This window comes from Pseudooceanicola sp., assembly GCF_029213205.1.
Lineage (GTDB): Bacteria > Pseudomonadota > Alphaproteobacteria > Rhodobacterales > Rhodobacteraceae > Pseudooceanicola.
This window is the reverse complement of the sequence record NZ_JARGNH010000006.1, coordinates 78,398-94,541: the sequence shown is the minus strand read 5'-3', so window position 1 is coordinate 94,541 and position 16,144 is coordinate 78,398. Positions and strand designations below refer to the sequence as shown.

Genomic DNA, 16,144 nt, shown 5'->3' with positions numbered 1-16,144 from the left:
CGTCAGAGATCACCAATAAAAAGGCCCCGAAGCGATGCTTCGGGGCCTTTCCTTATCAGTCGAGCGGTGAAGCTTACGCTTCGGCTTCCTCGGTAGCCTCTTCGCCGGTTTCCTGGTTCACGACTTTCATCGACAGGCGCACCTTGCCACGATCGTCAAAGCCGAGCAGCTTGACCCAGACTTCCTGACCTTCTTTCAGAACATCCGAGGGATGGTTCAGACGGCGGTTCTCGATCTGGCTGACATGCACAAGACCGTCGCGCTTGCCAAAGAAGTTCACGAAGGCGCCGAAATCGACGATCTTGACCACGGTGCCCTTGTAGATTTTGCCTTCTTCCGGCTCTGCCACGATCGAATGGATCATGTCATAGGCCTTTTGGATGGCATCGCCGTTCGGGCTGGCGATCTTGATGATGCCTTCGTCGTTGATATCGACCTTGGCACCCGACAGTTCGACGATCTCGCGGATCACCTTGCCGCCGGACCCGATGACCTCACGGATTTTGTCCGTGGGGATCTGCATCGTTTCGATGCGCGGCGCATGAACCGAGAAATCACCAGCGCCGGACAGCGCCTTGTTCATCTCGCCCAGGATGTGCATCCGGCCAGCCTTGGCCTGCGCCAGGGCTTTTTCCATGATCTCGGAGGTGATGCCGGCGACCTTGATGTCCATCTGCAACGAGGTGATACCGTTCTCGGTGCCAGCCACTTTGAAATCCATGTCGCCGAGGTGATCCTCGTCGCCCAGGATGTCGGTCAGGATGGCATAGGATCCGTCATCTTCCAGGACCAGGCCCATGGCCACACCGGCAACCGCGGATTTCAGCGGCACGCCCGCATCCATCATCGACAGCGAACCGCCGCAGACCGACGCCATCGACGAAGAGCCGTTGGATTCGGTGATCTCGGACACAACCCGGATTGTGTAGGGGAAATCGGTGGCCGCCGGCAGAACCGCCTGAAGCGCGCGCCATGCCAGTTTGCCATGGCCGATTTCACGCCGTCCCGGGCCACTCACGCGGCCCACTTCGCCAACCGAATAGGGGGGGAAGTTGTAATGCAGCAGGAAGTTCGACTTGTAGGTGCCGCTGAGCGCGTCGATCATCTGCTCGTCGTCACCGGTGCCCAGGGTGGTCACAACCAGACCTTGGGTTTCGCCACGGGTGAACAGGGCCGAACCATGGGTCCGCGGCAGCAGGCCGGTTTCGGACACGATCGGGCGCACCTCGTCGGTCTTGCGACCGTCGATACGTTTGCCGTTCTTCACCACATCGCCGCGCAGAACCGCGCTTTCCAGCTTTTTCAGGGCCGAACCGAGGTTGTCGTCCGCCAGCTGATCTTCGTTCAGCGCCGCTTTGATCGCGGTTTTGGCATCCGAAACAGCCGTGGTGCGTTCCTGCTTGTCGGTGATCGCATAGGCGGCGCGCATCTTGTCTTCGCCCGCCGCTTTCACAGCCGCGTAGAGCTCGGAATAATCCGGCGGCTGGAAATCGAACGGTTCTTTCGCCGCGTCTTCGGCCAGCGAGATGATCAGGTCGATCACCGGCTGGATCTGCGCATGGGCGAAATTCACTGCGCCCAGCATTTCGGCCTCGCTCAGCTCATAGGCTTCGGATTCGACCATCATCACGGCGTCTTTGGTGCCGGCGACAACCAGATCGAGGCGCTGCTCGGGGTTTTCGCGCAGCTTGTGCATATCCGCGACTTCCGGGTTCAGCACATAGTCGCCATCGACGAAACCAACCCGGCAACCAGCGATCGGGCCACGGAACGGGGCGCCGGAAATCGTCAGCGCCGCCGAGGTGGCGATCATTGCGACCATGTCGGGATCATTGACCAGATCGTGGGACAGCACCGTGCACATCACCAGCACTTCATGTTTGAAGCCGGGAACGAACAGCGGGCGGATCGGACGGTCGATCAGGCGAGCGGTCAGCGTTTCCTTTTCGGTCGGCCGCGCTTCGCGCTTGAAAAAGCCGCCCGGCACTTTACCGGCGGCATAGTATTTCTCTTGATAGTGAACGGTCAGCGGAAAGAAATCCTGACCGGGCTTCGGCGTTTTCGCAAACGTCACGTTCGCCATGACCGAGGTTTCACCCAGCGTCGCGATGACAGAGCCATCCGCCTGACGGGCAACCTTGCCGGTTTCAAGAGTGAGGGTTTCATCGCCCCACTCCATCGTTTTCGTCGTTACATTGAACATCTAGCGTATCCTGTAGGGGAGCACTCCCGGGCGTTCCCGGGTCTCCCATTTAAATGGCGGCCCCATTGCCGCCGACCCCTGATCCTGTTGCACAACGCCGGGGTCCTTGGCGTCACGTCTCAGATGGGCGGGCCATACAGGAGATTGCCGCAATTTGAAACAGGAAAGGACAGAGGATTGCGCTCTGCGCTGGCCGCAAACGGTGGTCCGCTACGTCACCAGCACGCCGGGGCACCGATGGCACCCCGGCGTGGCCTGACTCCGGCTTGGCAGCCGGTCGGCTTTATTCCGCCGCGTTCAACATCCCACTGCGAAACACCAGCCCTGCGGCCAGCGCCCCGGCCCCGGTGGCCCCCAGGATCACAACCATGAACAGGAAGGTTGCGACCACCTCGAATACCAGCGCGGCTTGCATGGAATATTCGCCGAGATACCCGGCACCCCAGCCGTTCTGCCCAAGACCGTTGGTGGCGATGCTGTAATCGGCCTTGCCGCTGGCGACGACAAACAGCACCCCGGCCGCGATGATCGCGCCGATGATCTGCGCGATCATATATTTCACCGCTTCCGGCAGCGCCATGCGGCCGGCGGCCACCATGCCCAGCGACACCGCCGGGTTGATATGGCAGCCAGAAACCGGACCGATCCCATAGGCCATGCCGATCAGCGCCAGACCAAAGGCAAAGCTGATCCCGATCAACCCGATGTCCGCCCCGGCAATAACCGCCGATCCACAGCCGAACAGCACCTGCGTGAAAGTCCCAATAAGTTCTGCGAAGTATTTGTTCGTTTTCTGTCCCTTGGTTCCGACCTTGTTGGCCGGATTGTGTGGCGCAGACAAAGGAGAAAAAACTGAGTTGCCAAATGGAATTCGGAGCGAAACGAAAAAACCGCGCCCCAGGGACGCGGTTTCAAACTCAGCCGGTGGTTTGGCCTGATTTACAGGGCCAGCCGGTGATCAGCGGCGAATGCCCAGACGCTGGATCAACGATTGATAGCGCGCTTCGTCTTTGCCTTTGGTGTAATCCAGCAGCTTGCGGCGCAGGGCGACCATTTTCAAAAGGCCACGGCGACCGTGGTTGTCTTTCTTATGGGTCTTGAAATGCTCGGTCAGGGTGGTGATCCGGCTGGTCAGAATGGCAACCTGAACTTCGGGCGAGCCGGTGTCGCCTTCTTTGGTTGCATATTCTTTCATCAGACGGGCTTTTTCTTCGGGTGTGATCGACATCGGGGTCTCCTGTTATCAAAGGGTTACGGGCGCAAGCCGGGATGTCGTCCAGCAGGGTCCATGGAGTCACCCCTGCGCGTTTCGCAGGAGATTGCGGGCACATAGGGCATCCACCCCGGCTTGGAAAGGGAAATCGTGCCCGGCACTCAGGCAGTAACGAGGGCGCTGGCCGTGGGGATTACGCCAAAGGCGCTTTGCGCGGTCAGCACCACATCGGCCAGGTCGACCGGCAAGTCCGAGATCAGGCTGGCATGTAGCACACCGCCAACGATCACATGATGCACCTGCCCACCGACCGGGACGATTTCAACCTCGGGTGCCGGACCGGCGGCATCGTCATAGACCACCAGCAGGCTGTCCTCACCGGGGGTGAAATCCATGATCCCGGCCTCTTCGCCCGGGATGATCCAATTGCCCAGCACGATCTGATCGGCGCCGCGCCCGGCGGTGACGATATCACCACTGCCCGCGATCAGCGTGTCCGCGCCACCGCCACCGTTCAGGTAATCGGCATCAGTGCTCGGGTCATTGACCGGATCAGCCGCCGCATCGACCTCGGGCGCATCTTGCCGTGTCGCCCCGTCGATCCAGTCGTTGCCAAACCCGCCGAACAGGGTATCGGACCCGGCACCACCGATCAGGCTGTCGCCGCCATGACCACCGTGCAGTGCGTCATCGCCGACGCCACCGCTCAGCAGATCGGCGCCCATGCCGCCCTCAGCACTGTCATTGCCCGCGCCACCGGAAAGCACATCGTTGTCGAGCATGCCATAAAGCGTGTCATCGCCTGCCCCACCCGCCAGTTGATCGGCGCCGTCACCGCCCCAGAGTGTGTCATTGCCCGCCTCGCCGTCGATCGAATCCCGCCCGGTTTGGCCCAGCATCTGATCGCCGCTGCTGCCGCCAGTCATCTGGTCGTCGCCGTCATAGCCGCCCATCTGATCCGCACCTGCAGTGCCCACCATCAGGTCGGCCAGAATGCTGCCGATCAGGATCTTGCCCGACGGATCATCCTCGGCCTCGGGCGCTGTCGGGTCATCGTCCGGCACCTCGGGCTCGTCCAGCCCGACGACCATCGACGCGCCGACCAGCATCATTCCCATCAATCCGGCCAGCATCAGCATCGGCCTGCCCCCCACAGATGCGGCCTAGGAACCACACCCGAGCGGCACCGGTCAAATCCTTTCAAAACAGATGGTTAACAAAGACTTGTCAGAACCAGAGCTGCGGAGCGACCGCATAGGGCACATAGAGCGGATGGCGCGGGTGGCCGTCCTTGGTCAGCCCGATGTGGTGCATGGCCTGCCCGCTGGCGCGCTGCGCCGCCGCCCAGCGCGCGCCGGCATCACGATAGGCGCCATGCGCACCCCAGGCCGCCAGCACCAGATCGGCCGCCGCAATGGCCTGCGCCAGGACCGCGTCATTCTCGGGCCCAACCGGATCTTCCGCGCGGCGCAGATCAGCGGGACGCGTGGCGCGAAACGCAAAGAGATTGACCACCGTAAACCCGCCAAAGCCCAGGCGCCGGGCCCGGCGTTCACAGCGTTCCACCGTCGGATCATTGCGCTGCTCGGAGGCGGTCGAAGGATTCAACATCACAAAAGCGATGCGCCCTGCGGCTGGCTGCCAGTCGCGTTCCAGCAGATAGCGATAGGTTTCGCAGGGCGAATAGAGCGCCCGAGACATGACGCCTTCTGCCAGATGGCGCCGCTCGATCGCTCCGGCACGCATCGGCGGGGTGGTCACAGGTTGAACACCCGGGCCGGATGCAGCTCGCCGCCGCGATAGGTGCCGACAGCCAGCGGCTGACCGTTGAAACTGGCCCAGCATTCATCGCCGAATTCCAGCGCCGGGCCGATCACCTGACCGGGATTGCCATTGCGCAACCGTGTGGCGCCGAGTTCGGTGGCGTGGACCTCGGGCAGCTCGGTCAGCCCGGCGGAGACCGGCAGCAGATGCGCATCCAGATCCGGGGTCCGGGCCAGCGCCTCGATCTGCTCCAGGCTGATCCCGTCCGCCGCCGCGAACGGGCCCGACCAGATCCGCCGTAGCCGGGTCACATGGCCATAACAGCCCAGCAGTTCACCCAGATCGCGGGCGATGGCGCGCACATAGCCGCCCTTGCCACAGACCATTTCCAGCACCGCGCTATCAGCATCGGGCCGGTCGGTCAGCAGCAGGCTTTCGACCCAGAGCGGCCGGGCGGCAATCTCGACCGACTCGCCGTCGCGGGCCAGCTTATAGGCGCGCTGGCCGTCGATCTTGACCGCGGAAAACTGCGGTGGCACCTGCTGAATCTCACCAACAAACCCGTGCAGCGCCTCCTTGATCTCTTCATCCGTAGGGCGCGTGTCGCTGCTGGCGATGATCGTGCCTTCGGCATCGTCAGTGTTGGTGGCCTGGCCAAAGCGCACCGTGAATTCATAGGCTTTCAGCGCGTCGGTGATATAGGGCACGGTCTTGGTCGCCTCGCCCAGCGCCACTGCCAGCACCCCGGTCGCCTCGGGGTCGAGCGTGCCGGCATGCCCGGCCTTGTTGGCGTCAAAGGCCCATTTCACCTTGTTCACCACGGCGGTCGAGGTCAGCCCGGTGGGCTTGTCCACCACCAGCCAGCCGGAAATGTCGCGGCCTTTTTTTCTGCGCGCCATGGGTCGCCTCCGTCGGTTGAAACCCGCCTGCTAGCGAATGCGCTGCGGGGCGTCAATCCGCGTGGCGGTTACGCCGGGCCAACGCCGCCGCCAGCTCGCCAGCGCCGCCGAGGCAAGGGCGGTCAGCACTGTCTGGAACCGCCCGCCAAGCAGCTGCGCCATGCGGGCACAGATCGGCCTCTGCACCGCGATCACAGCACCCGGTACATATAGCTGGTGGATTCCAGCCGATCCTCGCTCGGGTGGCGCGAAAAATTGGGGATCGACCCGGCCAGGTTGAATCCGGCGGCGGCATAGAGCCCCTGCGCCGGACTGCCGGTGGTGGTGTCCAGCGTCACCAGCCGCAGCCCCTGCGCCGCAGCCGCCGCCAGCAGGGTGGCGATCAGATCCTGTCCCAGGTGACGGCGACGGAAATCGGGATGCACCAGCAATTTGGTGACCTCACCCCGGTGCGCCTGGTTCGGCGGCAGGTCCCAATCCAGCATCACGCAGCCCGCGACCTGCCCGGCCGCGCGCGCCAGCCAGAGCCGCCGCTTGCCTGCCGCCATCGCAACGGCGACCTTGCCGGTCCAGAACGCCCGTGCCTCTTCTGGCGGAAACGGCAGGACGAAATTCACACTTGCCCCGGCGTGGACGCAGGCGTGCAACAGGCTGGTCAGCCCGTCGATTTCAGCGTCGTAACTTCCGGGTGCGATTTCCTCGATCATTTTGAACCTTACAGAATGAAAAGCAGATAGGTGGCGCCGCTGTCACCAGCGTGGAAACTTGTGGGCCCATCCAGCCGGTAGCGCAGGCAATCGCCGGGGCCGAGCGCGTGGGTTGTGTCCGCGACCTCAAGCTGCAGCGCGCCCTCGGTCAGCAGCAGGTGATGTTCCATCCCCGGCACCGGCACCCGGTCATAGCGCACCATGGCATCGGGGCGCAGGCGGCTTTCGATCACATGTCCGGCCAGGGTTTCAGCGGGTGGAGAAACGGTGCGGCGGGTAAAGCCGGTGACCTGATCCTGCCAGACCTCCTGATCGGCCCGGCGGATCAGCGGCGCCGGATCGACCTCGGCCAGCCGCATCAGCCGCGAGGTCGACAGACCATACACCGCCGCCAGCCGCCCCAGCACCTCGGCGGTCGGGCTGGTCTCGGCGGTTTCGATCCGCGACAGCGAGCCCCGGCTGACGCCGCTTTCACCGGCAAGCGCGTCCAGGGTCAGGCCACGTTCCAGGCGCAGAGATCTGAGCCGGGCGGCCAGGCGACTGGCAAGATCGTCCATGTTGTTCCCTTATCTGGGAATCATTCCCAGATAAGGGATATATCGGACCGCAACCCGAGGCAAGCCTCAGCCACAGCGCACATCGGTGACGATTTCGCTCTCGTCCAGAATGATGTTCAGCCGGTCCGGGCGGTAATCCCTGGTGACCATGGTGTCGGGATGGATCACCCGCACCTTGCCGGATCCGGCGGGCAGCAGGTTGGCATCAAACTTCAGCCCGACGATATCCTGCAAGCCGGAGGCGCCACAGGCGTCCTGCAAGGCGGACTCGTCCGTGTTGGGCATCGGGTCATCCTCTTCCTTGCAGGCGCTCAGCAGCGCCAGCGCCAGCACGGCAAATGCCAAACGGATCATGCTCTTGTCCTCATCTCGGGTCTCGGGCCCATTGCCGCCAGCATGAAGCCGGCGGCGGCAAAATGACAAGCAACAGCCGCGTGAAGCGTTGCAAATGAGCCGTCTTTCGCCCACCTTCGGCGGGAACCTTCAGGGAGGACTACACCATGCGCACCCGTGCCGCCGTCGCCACGCAAGCCGGAAAACCACTGGAAATCATGGAGGTGAACCTGGAAGGCCCGCGCGCCGGTGAGGTTCTGGTCGAGGTCAAGGCCACCGGCATCTGCCACACCGACGAATTCACCCTGTCCGGTGCCGATCCCGAAGGGTTGTTCCCGGCGATTCTGGGGCATGAGGGCGCCGGTGTGGTGCTTGAGGTCGGCGCCGGTGTCACCAGCGTCAAGCCGGGCGACCACGTCATCCCGCTCTACACCCCGGAATGCCGGGAATGTTATTCCTGCACCAGCGGCAAGACCAACCTCTGCACCTCGATCCGGGCGACCCAGGGCCAAGGGCTGATGCCTGATGGCTCATCCCGCTTTACCACCCTCGATGGCGATCCGATCCTGCATTACATGGGCTGTTCGACGTTTTCGAACCACACGGTGCTGCCGGAAATCGCCCTGGCCAAGGTGCGCGAAGACGCGCCGTTCGACAAGATTTGCTATATCGGCTGTGGCGTCACCACCGGCATCGGCGCGGTGATCAACACAGCCAAGGTCGAGATTGGCGCGACAGCGGTGGTCTTTGGCCTCGGCGGGATCGGGCTGAACGTCATCCAGAGCCTGCGGCTGGCCGGGGCCGACATGATCATCGGCGTTGATCTGAACAATTCGAAAAAGGAATGGGGCGAGAAATTCGGCATGACCCATTTCGTCAACCCGAGCGAGATCGGCGAGGATCTGGTGCCCTATCTGGTCAACCTGACCAAGCGCCGGGGCGACCTGATCGGCGGGGCGGATTACACCTTTGACTGCACCGGCAATGTCAACGTGATGCGCCAGGCGCTGGAATGCGCCCATCGCGGCTGGGGGGAATCGATCATCATCGGCGTCGCCCCGGCAGGCGCGGAAATCACCACCCGCCCGTTCCAGCTGGTCACCGGCCGGGTCTGGAAAGGCACCGCTTTCGGTGGCGCCAAGGGGCGGACCGATGTGCCGAAAATCGTTGATTGGTACATGGAGGGCAAGATCCAGATCGACCCGATGATCACCCACCGGCTGACGCTGGAGGAGATCAACAAGGGGTTCGACCTGATGCATGCGGGCGAAAGCATCCGTTCGGTGGTGCTGTATTGACGCCAGAGGTTCGGGCCGCGAACTGGTCAGATCTGATTGCGATCGCTGAAGAGCGGTGGGGATCTCCACCGCCGAGGTTGGAGCGACGTGGAAAGCAGCACCTGCTCGAAGGCTATGTGATGCTTCTGTTTTTGAAAGCGAATGCCCGCAAATTTGCCTATCCTATCAGCATCAACCAGCGCGACCGCCCCGATTTCGTTTTGAATGACCAAATTGGTAAAAACTTCATTGAAGTGACAGAAGCGGTCGATCCGGAAGAACAGAAGCTTTGGACATCCCGCGAAAAAGACGCGCAGGACACCGAGCCAACCAAAGTGGACGAAATTGATTTGGACGACCCGACTCGGAAACGCCGGTTTTCCGAGTTGGTCGGTCAGGCAATACGACGAAAATCACAGGTAGACTATCGGATAGATACTCTTCTGATTTATCCCAATACATATGCCAACAGCTTTGAGACTCCGGAATGGGAGCTAGACGCTCTTGAAATAACTGACCTCAAAGACGTGACCTTTAACGCCATCTGGATCGTCGCTTCCGATCACGGAATTGAGTTGATCCGAAATCAGGTTGTCCGATTTGTGTCAGCATGATCACCGCCGCACCAACCGCCACCTGACGCCTGCGCCCGCACCTTGATTTGACCCGGTGCGCTTTCAATGCGAGGGATGGCATTGCAACAGGAGCCACAAATGCCCAACACCCGCAAACTTTACGCCGTTCTGATCGACGCCGACAACATCCCGGCCCGGTTCGCGGCTGCCGTGCTCAAGGAAATCACCAGCTTTGGCGAACCGGCCCTGCGCCGGGTCTATGGCGATTGGTCCGCAGAACGGCTGCGCAACTGGGCCGACCAGACCCGGGCGCTGGGCCTGGTCGCGCATCAGGAAACGGCCAACACCAAGGGCAAGAACGCCAGCGACATCGGGCTGGTGATTGACGCGATGGATATCCTGCACACCGGCCGCTTTGACGGCTTTGTGCTGGTGTCTTCGGACAGCGATTTCACCGCGCTGGCCAACCGGATCCGCGAACAGGGTCTGGACGTCATCGGCATCGGCGAGGCCAAGGCGCCGGAAAGCCTGCGCAATGTCTGCAACCGCTTCATCCTGCTGGAAAACATCACCGAAGACGCGGATCCGGTGCGTGGCACTGAAAAACCCACTGCCAAGATGCGTCCGATCGAGGCGGTGCCGCTGATCCGCCGCGCCATGGATCGGATCGAGGGTGAGGACGATTGGTATCCGCTGGGTCAGGTCGGCCAGTATATCACCGCCGAGAACCCGGATTTCGACACCCGATCCTATGGCAAGCGTAAACTGTCCGATCTGGTGGCCGAGCTGAAGGCGTTCGAAACCCGCAGCGGCGCCGGAAATCAGCTGATGATCCGCCGCCTCGATTAGGTCGGGCGCGGCCCGTAGCGCGCCATGAAGGTTTCGACCGCCTCGGCGGCGATGCGGTCGAGTTCCGCCTGGGTCAGCCGGGCGCGCATGCCAAGAATCCGGTCGCAGAACAGACGCGCCTTGCACAATTCGGCGAATTGATCGGCGGCCATTTCGATGTCGTCGATCGTTAACCCGCCCTTGCCGGTCTCGCCTGCCAGGTAGGTCATCAGCCGCGCGCGGCCCAGTTCCGGGCCATTGCGATAGAATTCCCGCGCCAGTTCCGGAAACCGCTCGGCCTCAGAGGCGCAGACCCGAAAGGTGTTGATCGCCAGATCGGAATTGAAATAGCTCACCATCCGGTCGGCGGCGAGACGCAGCATCTCCCGCGGCGGCAGATCGAGGGCGATCAGATCCAACGCGTCATCGGCCAGCTGACCGCATTCGCGCTTGGCCACTTCGACAAACAGCAACCGTTTGTCGGGGAAATAGCTGTACAGCGTGGCTTTCGACACCCCGGCCCGCTTGGCGATCTCATCCACCGACGCGCCTTCAAAGCCCTGGGCCAGGAACACGTCGCGCGCGCCTTCCAGCACCTGCTCGAATTTCCGGCCGACACGGATGACGGATTTCGGTGCGTTCATGGCAACTCCGGGGTTGGTGGGCGGCAATTTCAGCGCGGCGACATGCGGCCTCATAATAAACTGAACGGTTCAGTTTCGGCAAGCCGCGCGGGCACCGATTTCCGGAGCCAGGCCCCCGATTCGCAGCGATGCAAACTGGACGCCCCCCCAGCAAAGGCCTACCCTGCCCCGGACCTGCCACCAGCCGGAGACCGCCATGCGCTTTCTCACCCAACGCCGTCAATTTCGCGATTTGAGCGAGCGTGAAATCCTCGCCCTGGCCATTTCGTCAGAAGAGGACGACGCCCAGATCTATCGCAGCTACGGCGAACGGCTGCGCGCCGAATTCCCCGACAGCGCCGCAATTTTCGACGGCATGGCAACCGAAGAAGACGAGCACCGGCGGCGGCTGATCGCGCTGTTCACCGAACGCTTCGGCAACACCATCCCGCTGATCCGGCGCGAACATGTTGCGGGATATTATGCCCGCCGCCCGGTCTGGTTGATCGAGAACCTCGGGATCGAGCGGATCCGCGAAGAGGCCGAAGGCATGGAGCGCGACGCCGAACACTTCTACCTTGCCGCCGCCGCCCGCAGTACCGATCCCGCCACCCGCGCTCTGCTCGGTGATCTCGCCGCCGCCGAGGCCGGGCATCAGCGCAAGGCCGAAGATCTGGCCGAGCGGTATCTCGATGACGATTCAAAAGCCGCCGAGGCGCGATCCTCGCATCGCAAGTTCATCCTGACCTGGGTGCAGCCGGGGCTGGCTGGGCTGATGGATGGCTCGGTCTCCACCCTGGCGCCGATCTTTGCCACCGCTTTCGCCACCCATGACACCGGCACCACCTTCCTCGTCGGCCTCGCCGCCTCGATCGGGGCAGGGATCTCGATGGGCTTCACCGAGGCCGCCTCGGATGACGGCGAACTCTCCGGGCGCGGCTCGCCGGTGAAACGCGGCATCGCGGCCGGGGTGATGACCACTCTCGGCGGCCTCGGACACGCCCTGCCCTATCTGATCCCGGATTTCTGGACCGCGACGATCACCGCCTTCGTGGTGGTCTTCCTCGAACTCTGGGCAATCGCCTGGATCCAGAACCGCTATATGGAAACCCCGTTCTTTCGCGCCGCCTTCCAGGTGGTGCTGGGCGGGGCGCTGGTCTTCGCCGCCGGGGTGCTGATCGGCTCCGGCTGACCACCCGCCGCTTCATCTTGCCGGAAATATTCCCGCCGGAGGCCCGGCACCGAGGGGGTCGATCCCCCGAGGCGCCGCCCAGCGCGCCACCCTGCCGGGTGGCGCAATGCCTCAGCCGTGCAGCCCGGCCAACAGGCCGCTGTGCACATCCGGCCCGGCGGCGACCACCCCATGCACCTGCGGATGCGGATTGTTGAACTTCAGTGGCCCGCCATGGCGGTCGCTCACCGCAGCCCCGGCCTCGGCCAGCAACAGCGCCCCGGCGGCAATGTCCCATTCCCAGCTGTCGCGCAGGGTCAGCATCGCATCGAACCGCCCCTCTGCGACCAACGCCAGGCGATAAGCCAGCGACGGGCGGTAATGGCGCACCAGCACCGGCATGCCACCGGGCCAATGCCGCGACTCATAGGCCGGCTTGGCTGCCAGCATCGTCGCGCCCTCGACCCGGGTCCGATGCGAGGCACGGATCGGGCGCGCGTTCAACCAGGCGCCCTCGTCCACCGCCGCGCTGTAGAGCTTGTCCTTGACCGGCAGAAAGACCACCGCCGCCGTCACAGTGCCGTTTTCGACCACCGCCAGCGCATGCGCCCAGGTTTCGCCGCCCTCGATAAAGCTGCGGGTGCCGTCGATCGGATCGATGACGAACACCCGTTCGCGGGTCAGCCTGTCGGGATCATCCGGGCTTTCCTCGGACAGCCAGCCATAGTCGGGGCGGGCCTCGCGCAGCTTCGCCTCAAGCATCGCATTCACCGCCAGATCGGCCTCGGTCACCGGCCCGGCGCCATCCGGCTTCTCCCATTTCTGATGCGCCCGCCCGGCGAAATCGAGCGCGATCTCCCCCGCCTCGCGCGCCGCCGCAACCAACAGATCCAGGTCAGCTTCCAGCAAGGGTCAGCCCGTCGATCAGCAGTGACGGCACCACATGGCTCAGCCAGCCGCGCGCGTCATTGGCCGGCACCATCGCCGCGAACATCCGGCGCAGATTGCCAGCGATGGTGATCTCATTTACCGGATAGGCCAGCTCGCCGTTCTCGATCCAGAATCCGGCGGCGCCGCGGGAATAATCGCCGGTGTTGGGGTTGATCGTCGCGCCGATCAGCGAGGTCACCAACAGCCCGGTGCCGACCTCGCGCATCAACTCGGCCCGGCTCTGCCTGCCTTGGGTCAGTTCGATGTTCCAAGTCGCGGGCGAGGGTGGCGAGGACAGGCCGCGCGCCGCATTGCCGGTCGCGGTCATCCCCAATTGCCGGGCCGTCGCCAGGTCCATGGTCCAGCCGGTCAACACCCCGTCGCGGATGATATCGCGCCGCGCCGTGGCCAGCCCCTCACCGTCGAAGGCGCGCGACCCGGCCACCCGGCGGCGCAGTGGATCCTCGGTCACTGACAGGCCGGCAGGCAGGATCTGGGCGCCCAGATCGTCGCGCAGGAATGACCCACCCCGGGCAATCGCCTGGCCGTTCACCGCCCCCAGCAGATGGCCGATGATCGATCCGGCCACCCGTTCGTCAAAGATCACCGGATAGGCCCCGGTCTTGGGCTGGCGGGCGCCGAGTCGGGCCACCGCCCGTTCCCCGGCCCGGCGGCCGATATCGGCCGGATCACGCAGATCGGCGCGATAGAGACGGCCATCGTAATCGTGATCGCGCTCCATCCCGGCGCCACGCCCGGCAATCGCGGTGCAGGACAGGCTGGAGGAGGTGCGCCGCATCCCGGCCGAAAACCCGTTGCTCGCCGCCAGATGCATTGCCGAGGCCGAATAGCCGGCGCTGGCACCCGAGACCTGCGCCACCCCGTCGACCGCCAACGCCGCCGCCTCGGCCGCCAGAGCCGCCGCTTCCAGCGCCCCGGGCGCCGGTTCGGCCGCCGGATCGCAAAGGTCGAGGTCGATCAACTCGCGGGCCAGCTGCCCCGGCTCGGCCAGGCCGATCCACGGATCCTCGGGCGCTTCGCGCGCCATCGCCACCGCCCGCTCGGCCATCGCCTGCAGGGTTTCCGCCCGGATGTCAGAGGCAGAAACACAGGCCTGGCGCTGCCCGACCAGCACCCGCAGCCCGATTTCGATGCCCTCGGCGCGCTCGGCATGTTCCAGCGCCCCGGCGCGCACATCCACCGACACCGAGGTGCCATCGCGGGCCAGCGCATCCGCTGCCTCGGCTCCGGCCTTGCGCGCCGCATCGAGCAGCGCGGCGGCAATGGTTTCCAGATCGGCAGGGGCGTCGGTCATGTGAGGACTCCGGTTCGGCGGCCTACAGGGGGTAGCCCGGCACACCAGCCGGTGCAAGCCACCACACTTGCAAAGCATGACCGCCCACGCCGAACGCGGGCGGTCAATCTTCTTGTCAGATCAGCATCCAGGCCGGGATGGGAGGGCCGGGGAAATCAGGCCGGGGGGATCAGGCCCGGCACCGCAGAGGGATCATTTCAGTGGAATCGGCTTGTCGTTCACGGTCAGCGTGCCCTGTTCACCCAGCACCACATGCGCCGACAGATCGTCGGGGCCGGTCTCCTGTTTGCCCAGTTCCGACACCATGCCATTGATCATCAACGCCGGACCCTGCGGTACCAGCCCCATCGCCGCCAGCTTTTCAACCAGCGCCCGGACCCCCATCAGCCGCAGCTCGGCGGTGCCGAAGACATTTGGAAACGGGCCGAGCGGGCTCTGCGCGTCATTGTCGACATCCAGCACCGCGCTGGCGTTGATCTCGGCGCCGGCGCCCTTGATCGTCAGCGCTTCCAGGGTCAACGTCTCAACCAGCCCCGGCAGGCCGCCGGTCTGACCCAGCTTCATCATCTGCTCTTCGTCGGTCAGATCGACAAACAGCCGCCCGGTGCCCGCCAGCGACGCCTGTACCGTCACCGGATCATGCGGCAGCGCATTGCCCGGATCGCCCATCATCCAGACCTCGTTGGGCAGGTTGACCCCGGTCGCCGAAATCTCGGCCCAGAAATCCTTCAGATCGTCCGAGGCCGCCAGTGGCATCGCCAGGCCAAAGCCGACCTCTTCGGCCGAGACATTGACCGGGAACGGCACATCGTCGCCCGCCGTATAAAGCGCCAGGTTCTGCGAAAAGATGCCATAGCTGAGGGTCTCGGCGTCAATGTCGAAGTCAAAGGAACCACCCTCGGACGAGGTCTTGAGCTCGAACCACTTGCCGTGCTCACGAAAGGCGATATCGGAAGTGCCGCCCTGATAATCAAGCTCGGCAAAGGCGGCATATCCGGCTTTCAGCGCCGCGGCCATATCGGTCATGTCAACGTCTTTGGGGATTGCGCCGCCGCCGTTGCTCGTCAATCCACGCATCTCGCCGGACATCTTGAAGGTGCCGTCACTGCCCGGCTCCGGATTGTGGATGTCGACGACATAGCTCAGCCGGTCGGCCTCCAGCACCTGTTCGATCGTATAGATCGCGCCAGAGCTGATATCGCTGGTGCCGTTGAGCCCGGCCAGGACCAGTTCGATCACGCCCAGATCGAGGCTCACCCGATCCTGCTGGATCGATTTCAGCGCCACTTTCAGGCTGTCGGCGCTGAATTCGTTATGGGTGGCCTCCTTGTCGCCGGAGGCGATCATCGAAAACCCCTGTTGGGCGTAATCCATCGTCACCTTGACCGGCGGTTCGCCCTCGGCCGCGACATCGACGACCAGCGGCGTGACCGGCGGCAGGGTCAGGATCACGGTGCCGTTCGATTGCCCAGCCAGGGTGATCTGACCAAGGCTGATCGTCACCGCCCCGGCACCGGCGTCAAACGCCTTCATGTCCAGTTTCACCGCCAGATCCGAAATCGTCAGCGTGTCACCGGACGAGGCGATCTGCGCCGAGACCTCATAGCCATAGCTGCCCAGGTATTCGCGCCACTGACCCCAAAGCTCATCCGCGGTCAGCGCCTGGCCGGGCCCGGCCAGCAGGCCCAGCGCCCCGGCGGCCAGCAAGCTGCGCAAATAGGGGGCGGATTTCAAATACAGATTCGTCAT

At 63.9% G+C, this 16,144-nt stretch carries 18 protein-coding genes; 4 read left to right on the top strand and 14 right to left on the bottom strand.

The features are described 5' to 3' along the window. Window positions 1–73 precede the first annotated feature (73 nt). The 10 genes from pnp to P1U48_RS06945 all read right to left on the bottom strand — a co-directional run bounded on the left by pnp (window position 74) and on the right by P1U48_RS06945 (window position 7,697). On the bottom strand, window positions 74–2,203 hold the full coding sequence (pnp, locus tag P1U48_RS06990; protein WP_301068220.1) for a polyribonucleotide nucleotidyltransferase: 2,130 nt from the start codon (window positions 2,201–2,203) through the stop codon (window positions 74–76). 283 nt (window positions 2,204–2,486) lie between these two features. Then, window positions 2,487–3,044: an aquaporin gene (locus tag P1U48_RS06985; protein WP_301068219.1), complete on the bottom strand. Its 558-nt coding sequence runs from the start codon at window positions 3,042–3,044 to the stop codon at window positions 2,487–2,489. Between the two features lie 117 nt (window positions 3,045–3,161). Beyond that, complete coding sequence (gene rpsO / locus P1U48_RS06980) at window positions 3,162–3,431, bottom strand: 30S ribosomal protein S15 (protein WP_301068218.1); 270 nt, start codon at window positions 3,429–3,431, stop codon at window positions 3,162–3,164. Window positions 3,432–3,577: 146 nt separating this feature from the next. Next, a complete protein-coding gene (locus tag P1U48_RS06975) occupies window positions 3,578–4,555 on the bottom strand; it encodes a calcium-binding protein (protein WP_301068217.1) in 978 nt (325 codons plus the stop codon). An 88-nt stretch (window positions 4,556–4,643) separates the two neighbouring features. Further along, window positions 4,644–5,162, bottom strand: a complete 519-nt coding sequence (locus P1U48_RS06970; RefSeq protein WP_301068216.1) for a DUF1643 domain-containing protein — start codon at window positions 5,160–5,162, stop codon at window positions 4,644–4,646. Between the two features lie 11 nt (window positions 5,163–5,173). Then, the gene (gene truB / locus P1U48_RS06965) at window positions 5,174–6,079 is read right to left on the bottom strand and encodes a tRNA pseudouridine(55) synthase TruB (RefSeq protein ID WP_301068215.1); all 906 of its coding nucleotides are present in this window, start codon (window positions 6,077–6,079) and stop codon (window positions 5,174–5,176) included. A gap of 30 nt (window positions 6,080–6,109) precedes the next feature. Then, window positions 6,110–6,241 (bottom strand): hypothetical protein, encoded by a 132-nt coding sequence (locus P1U48_RS06960; RefSeq protein ID WP_301068214.1) that lies wholly within the window; start codon window positions 6,239–6,241, stop codon window positions 6,110–6,112. A gap of 29 nt (window positions 6,242–6,270) precedes the next feature. Beyond that, entirely contained in the window at window positions 6,271–6,786 is a 516-nt protein-coding gene (locus P1U48_RS06955; RefSeq protein ID WP_301068213.1) for a GNAT family N-acetyltransferase, read from the bottom strand. 8 nt (window positions 6,787–6,794) lie between these two features. Continuing rightward, window positions 6,795–7,343, bottom strand: coding sequence for an XRE family transcriptional regulator (locus tag P1U48_RS06950; RefSeq protein WP_301068212.1), 549 nt, complete (start codon window positions 7,341–7,343; stop codon window positions 6,795–6,797). 66 nt (window positions 7,344–7,409) lie between these two features. Then, complete coding sequence (locus P1U48_RS06945) at window positions 7,410–7,697, bottom strand: I78 family peptidase inhibitor (protein ID WP_301068211.1); 288 nt, start codon at window positions 7,695–7,697, stop codon at window positions 7,410–7,412. Window positions 7,698–7,843: 146 nt separating this feature from the next. On the opposite strand from P1U48_RS06945, the gene P1U48_RS06940 reads away from it, so the two are divergent. The 3 genes from P1U48_RS06940 to P1U48_RS06930 all read left to right on the top strand — a co-directional run bounded on the left by P1U48_RS06940 (window position 7,844) and on the right by P1U48_RS06930 (window position 10,377). Continuing rightward, a complete protein-coding gene (locus P1U48_RS06940; RefSeq protein ID WP_301068210.1) occupies window positions 7,844–8,974 on the top strand; it encodes an S-(hydroxymethyl)glutathione dehydrogenase/class III alcohol dehydrogenase in 1,131 nt (376 codons plus the stop codon). After that, complete coding sequence (locus tag P1U48_RS06935) at window positions 8,971–9,567, top strand: hypothetical protein (protein WP_301068209.1); 597 nt, start codon at window positions 8,971–8,973, stop codon at window positions 9,565–9,567. Before P1U48_RS06940 ends, P1U48_RS06935 begins: the two co-directional genes overlap by 4 nt. A 99-nt stretch (window positions 9,568–9,666) precedes the next feature. Continuing rightward, a complete protein-coding gene (locus P1U48_RS06930) occupies window positions 9,667–10,377 on the top strand; it encodes an NYN domain-containing protein (protein WP_301068208.1) in 711 nt (236 codons plus the stop codon). Here the strand turns inward: P1U48_RS06930 and P1U48_RS06925 are convergent. Beyond that, window positions 10,374–11,000 (bottom strand): TetR/AcrR family transcriptional regulator, encoded by a 627-nt coding sequence (locus tag P1U48_RS06925; RefSeq protein ID WP_301068207.1) that lies wholly within the window; start codon window positions 10,998–11,000, stop codon window positions 10,374–10,376. The two genes, P1U48_RS06930 and P1U48_RS06925, sit on opposite strands and share 4 nt — an antisense overlap. Window positions 11,001–11,196: 196 nt before the next feature. Here P1U48_RS06925 and mbfA point away from each other — a divergent pair, with 196 nt between their 5' ends. Next, complete coding sequence (gene mbfA, locus P1U48_RS06920) at window positions 11,197–12,171, top strand: iron exporter MbfA (RefSeq protein WP_301068206.1); 975 nt, start codon at window positions 11,197–11,199, stop codon at window positions 12,169–12,171. 111 nt (window positions 12,172–12,282) lie between these two features. Here the strand turns inward: mbfA and P1U48_RS06915 are convergent, their stop codons facing one another. The 3 genes from P1U48_RS06915 to P1U48_RS06905 all read right to left on the bottom strand — a co-directional run bounded on the left by P1U48_RS06915 (window position 12,283) and on the right by P1U48_RS06905 (window position 16,144). Continuing rightward, window positions 12,283–13,059, bottom strand: a complete 777-nt coding sequence (locus P1U48_RS06915) for a 3'(2'),5'-bisphosphate nucleotidase CysQ (protein ID WP_301068205.1) — start codon at window positions 13,057–13,059, stop codon at window positions 12,283–12,285. Then, window positions 13,046–14,395 carry a TldD/PmbA family protein gene (locus P1U48_RS06910; protein WP_301068204.1) on the bottom strand — a complete coding sequence of 450 codons (1,350 nt, stop codon included), beginning with the start codon at window positions 14,393–14,395 and terminating at the stop codon, window positions 13,046–13,048. Before P1U48_RS06910 ends, P1U48_RS06915 begins: the two co-directional genes overlap by 14 nt. A 192-nt stretch (window positions 14,396–14,587) precedes the next feature. Then, on the bottom strand, window positions 14,588–16,144 hold the full coding sequence (locus P1U48_RS06905) for a hypothetical protein (protein WP_301068203.1): 1,557 nt from the start codon (window positions 16,142–16,144) through the stop codon (window positions 14,588–14,590).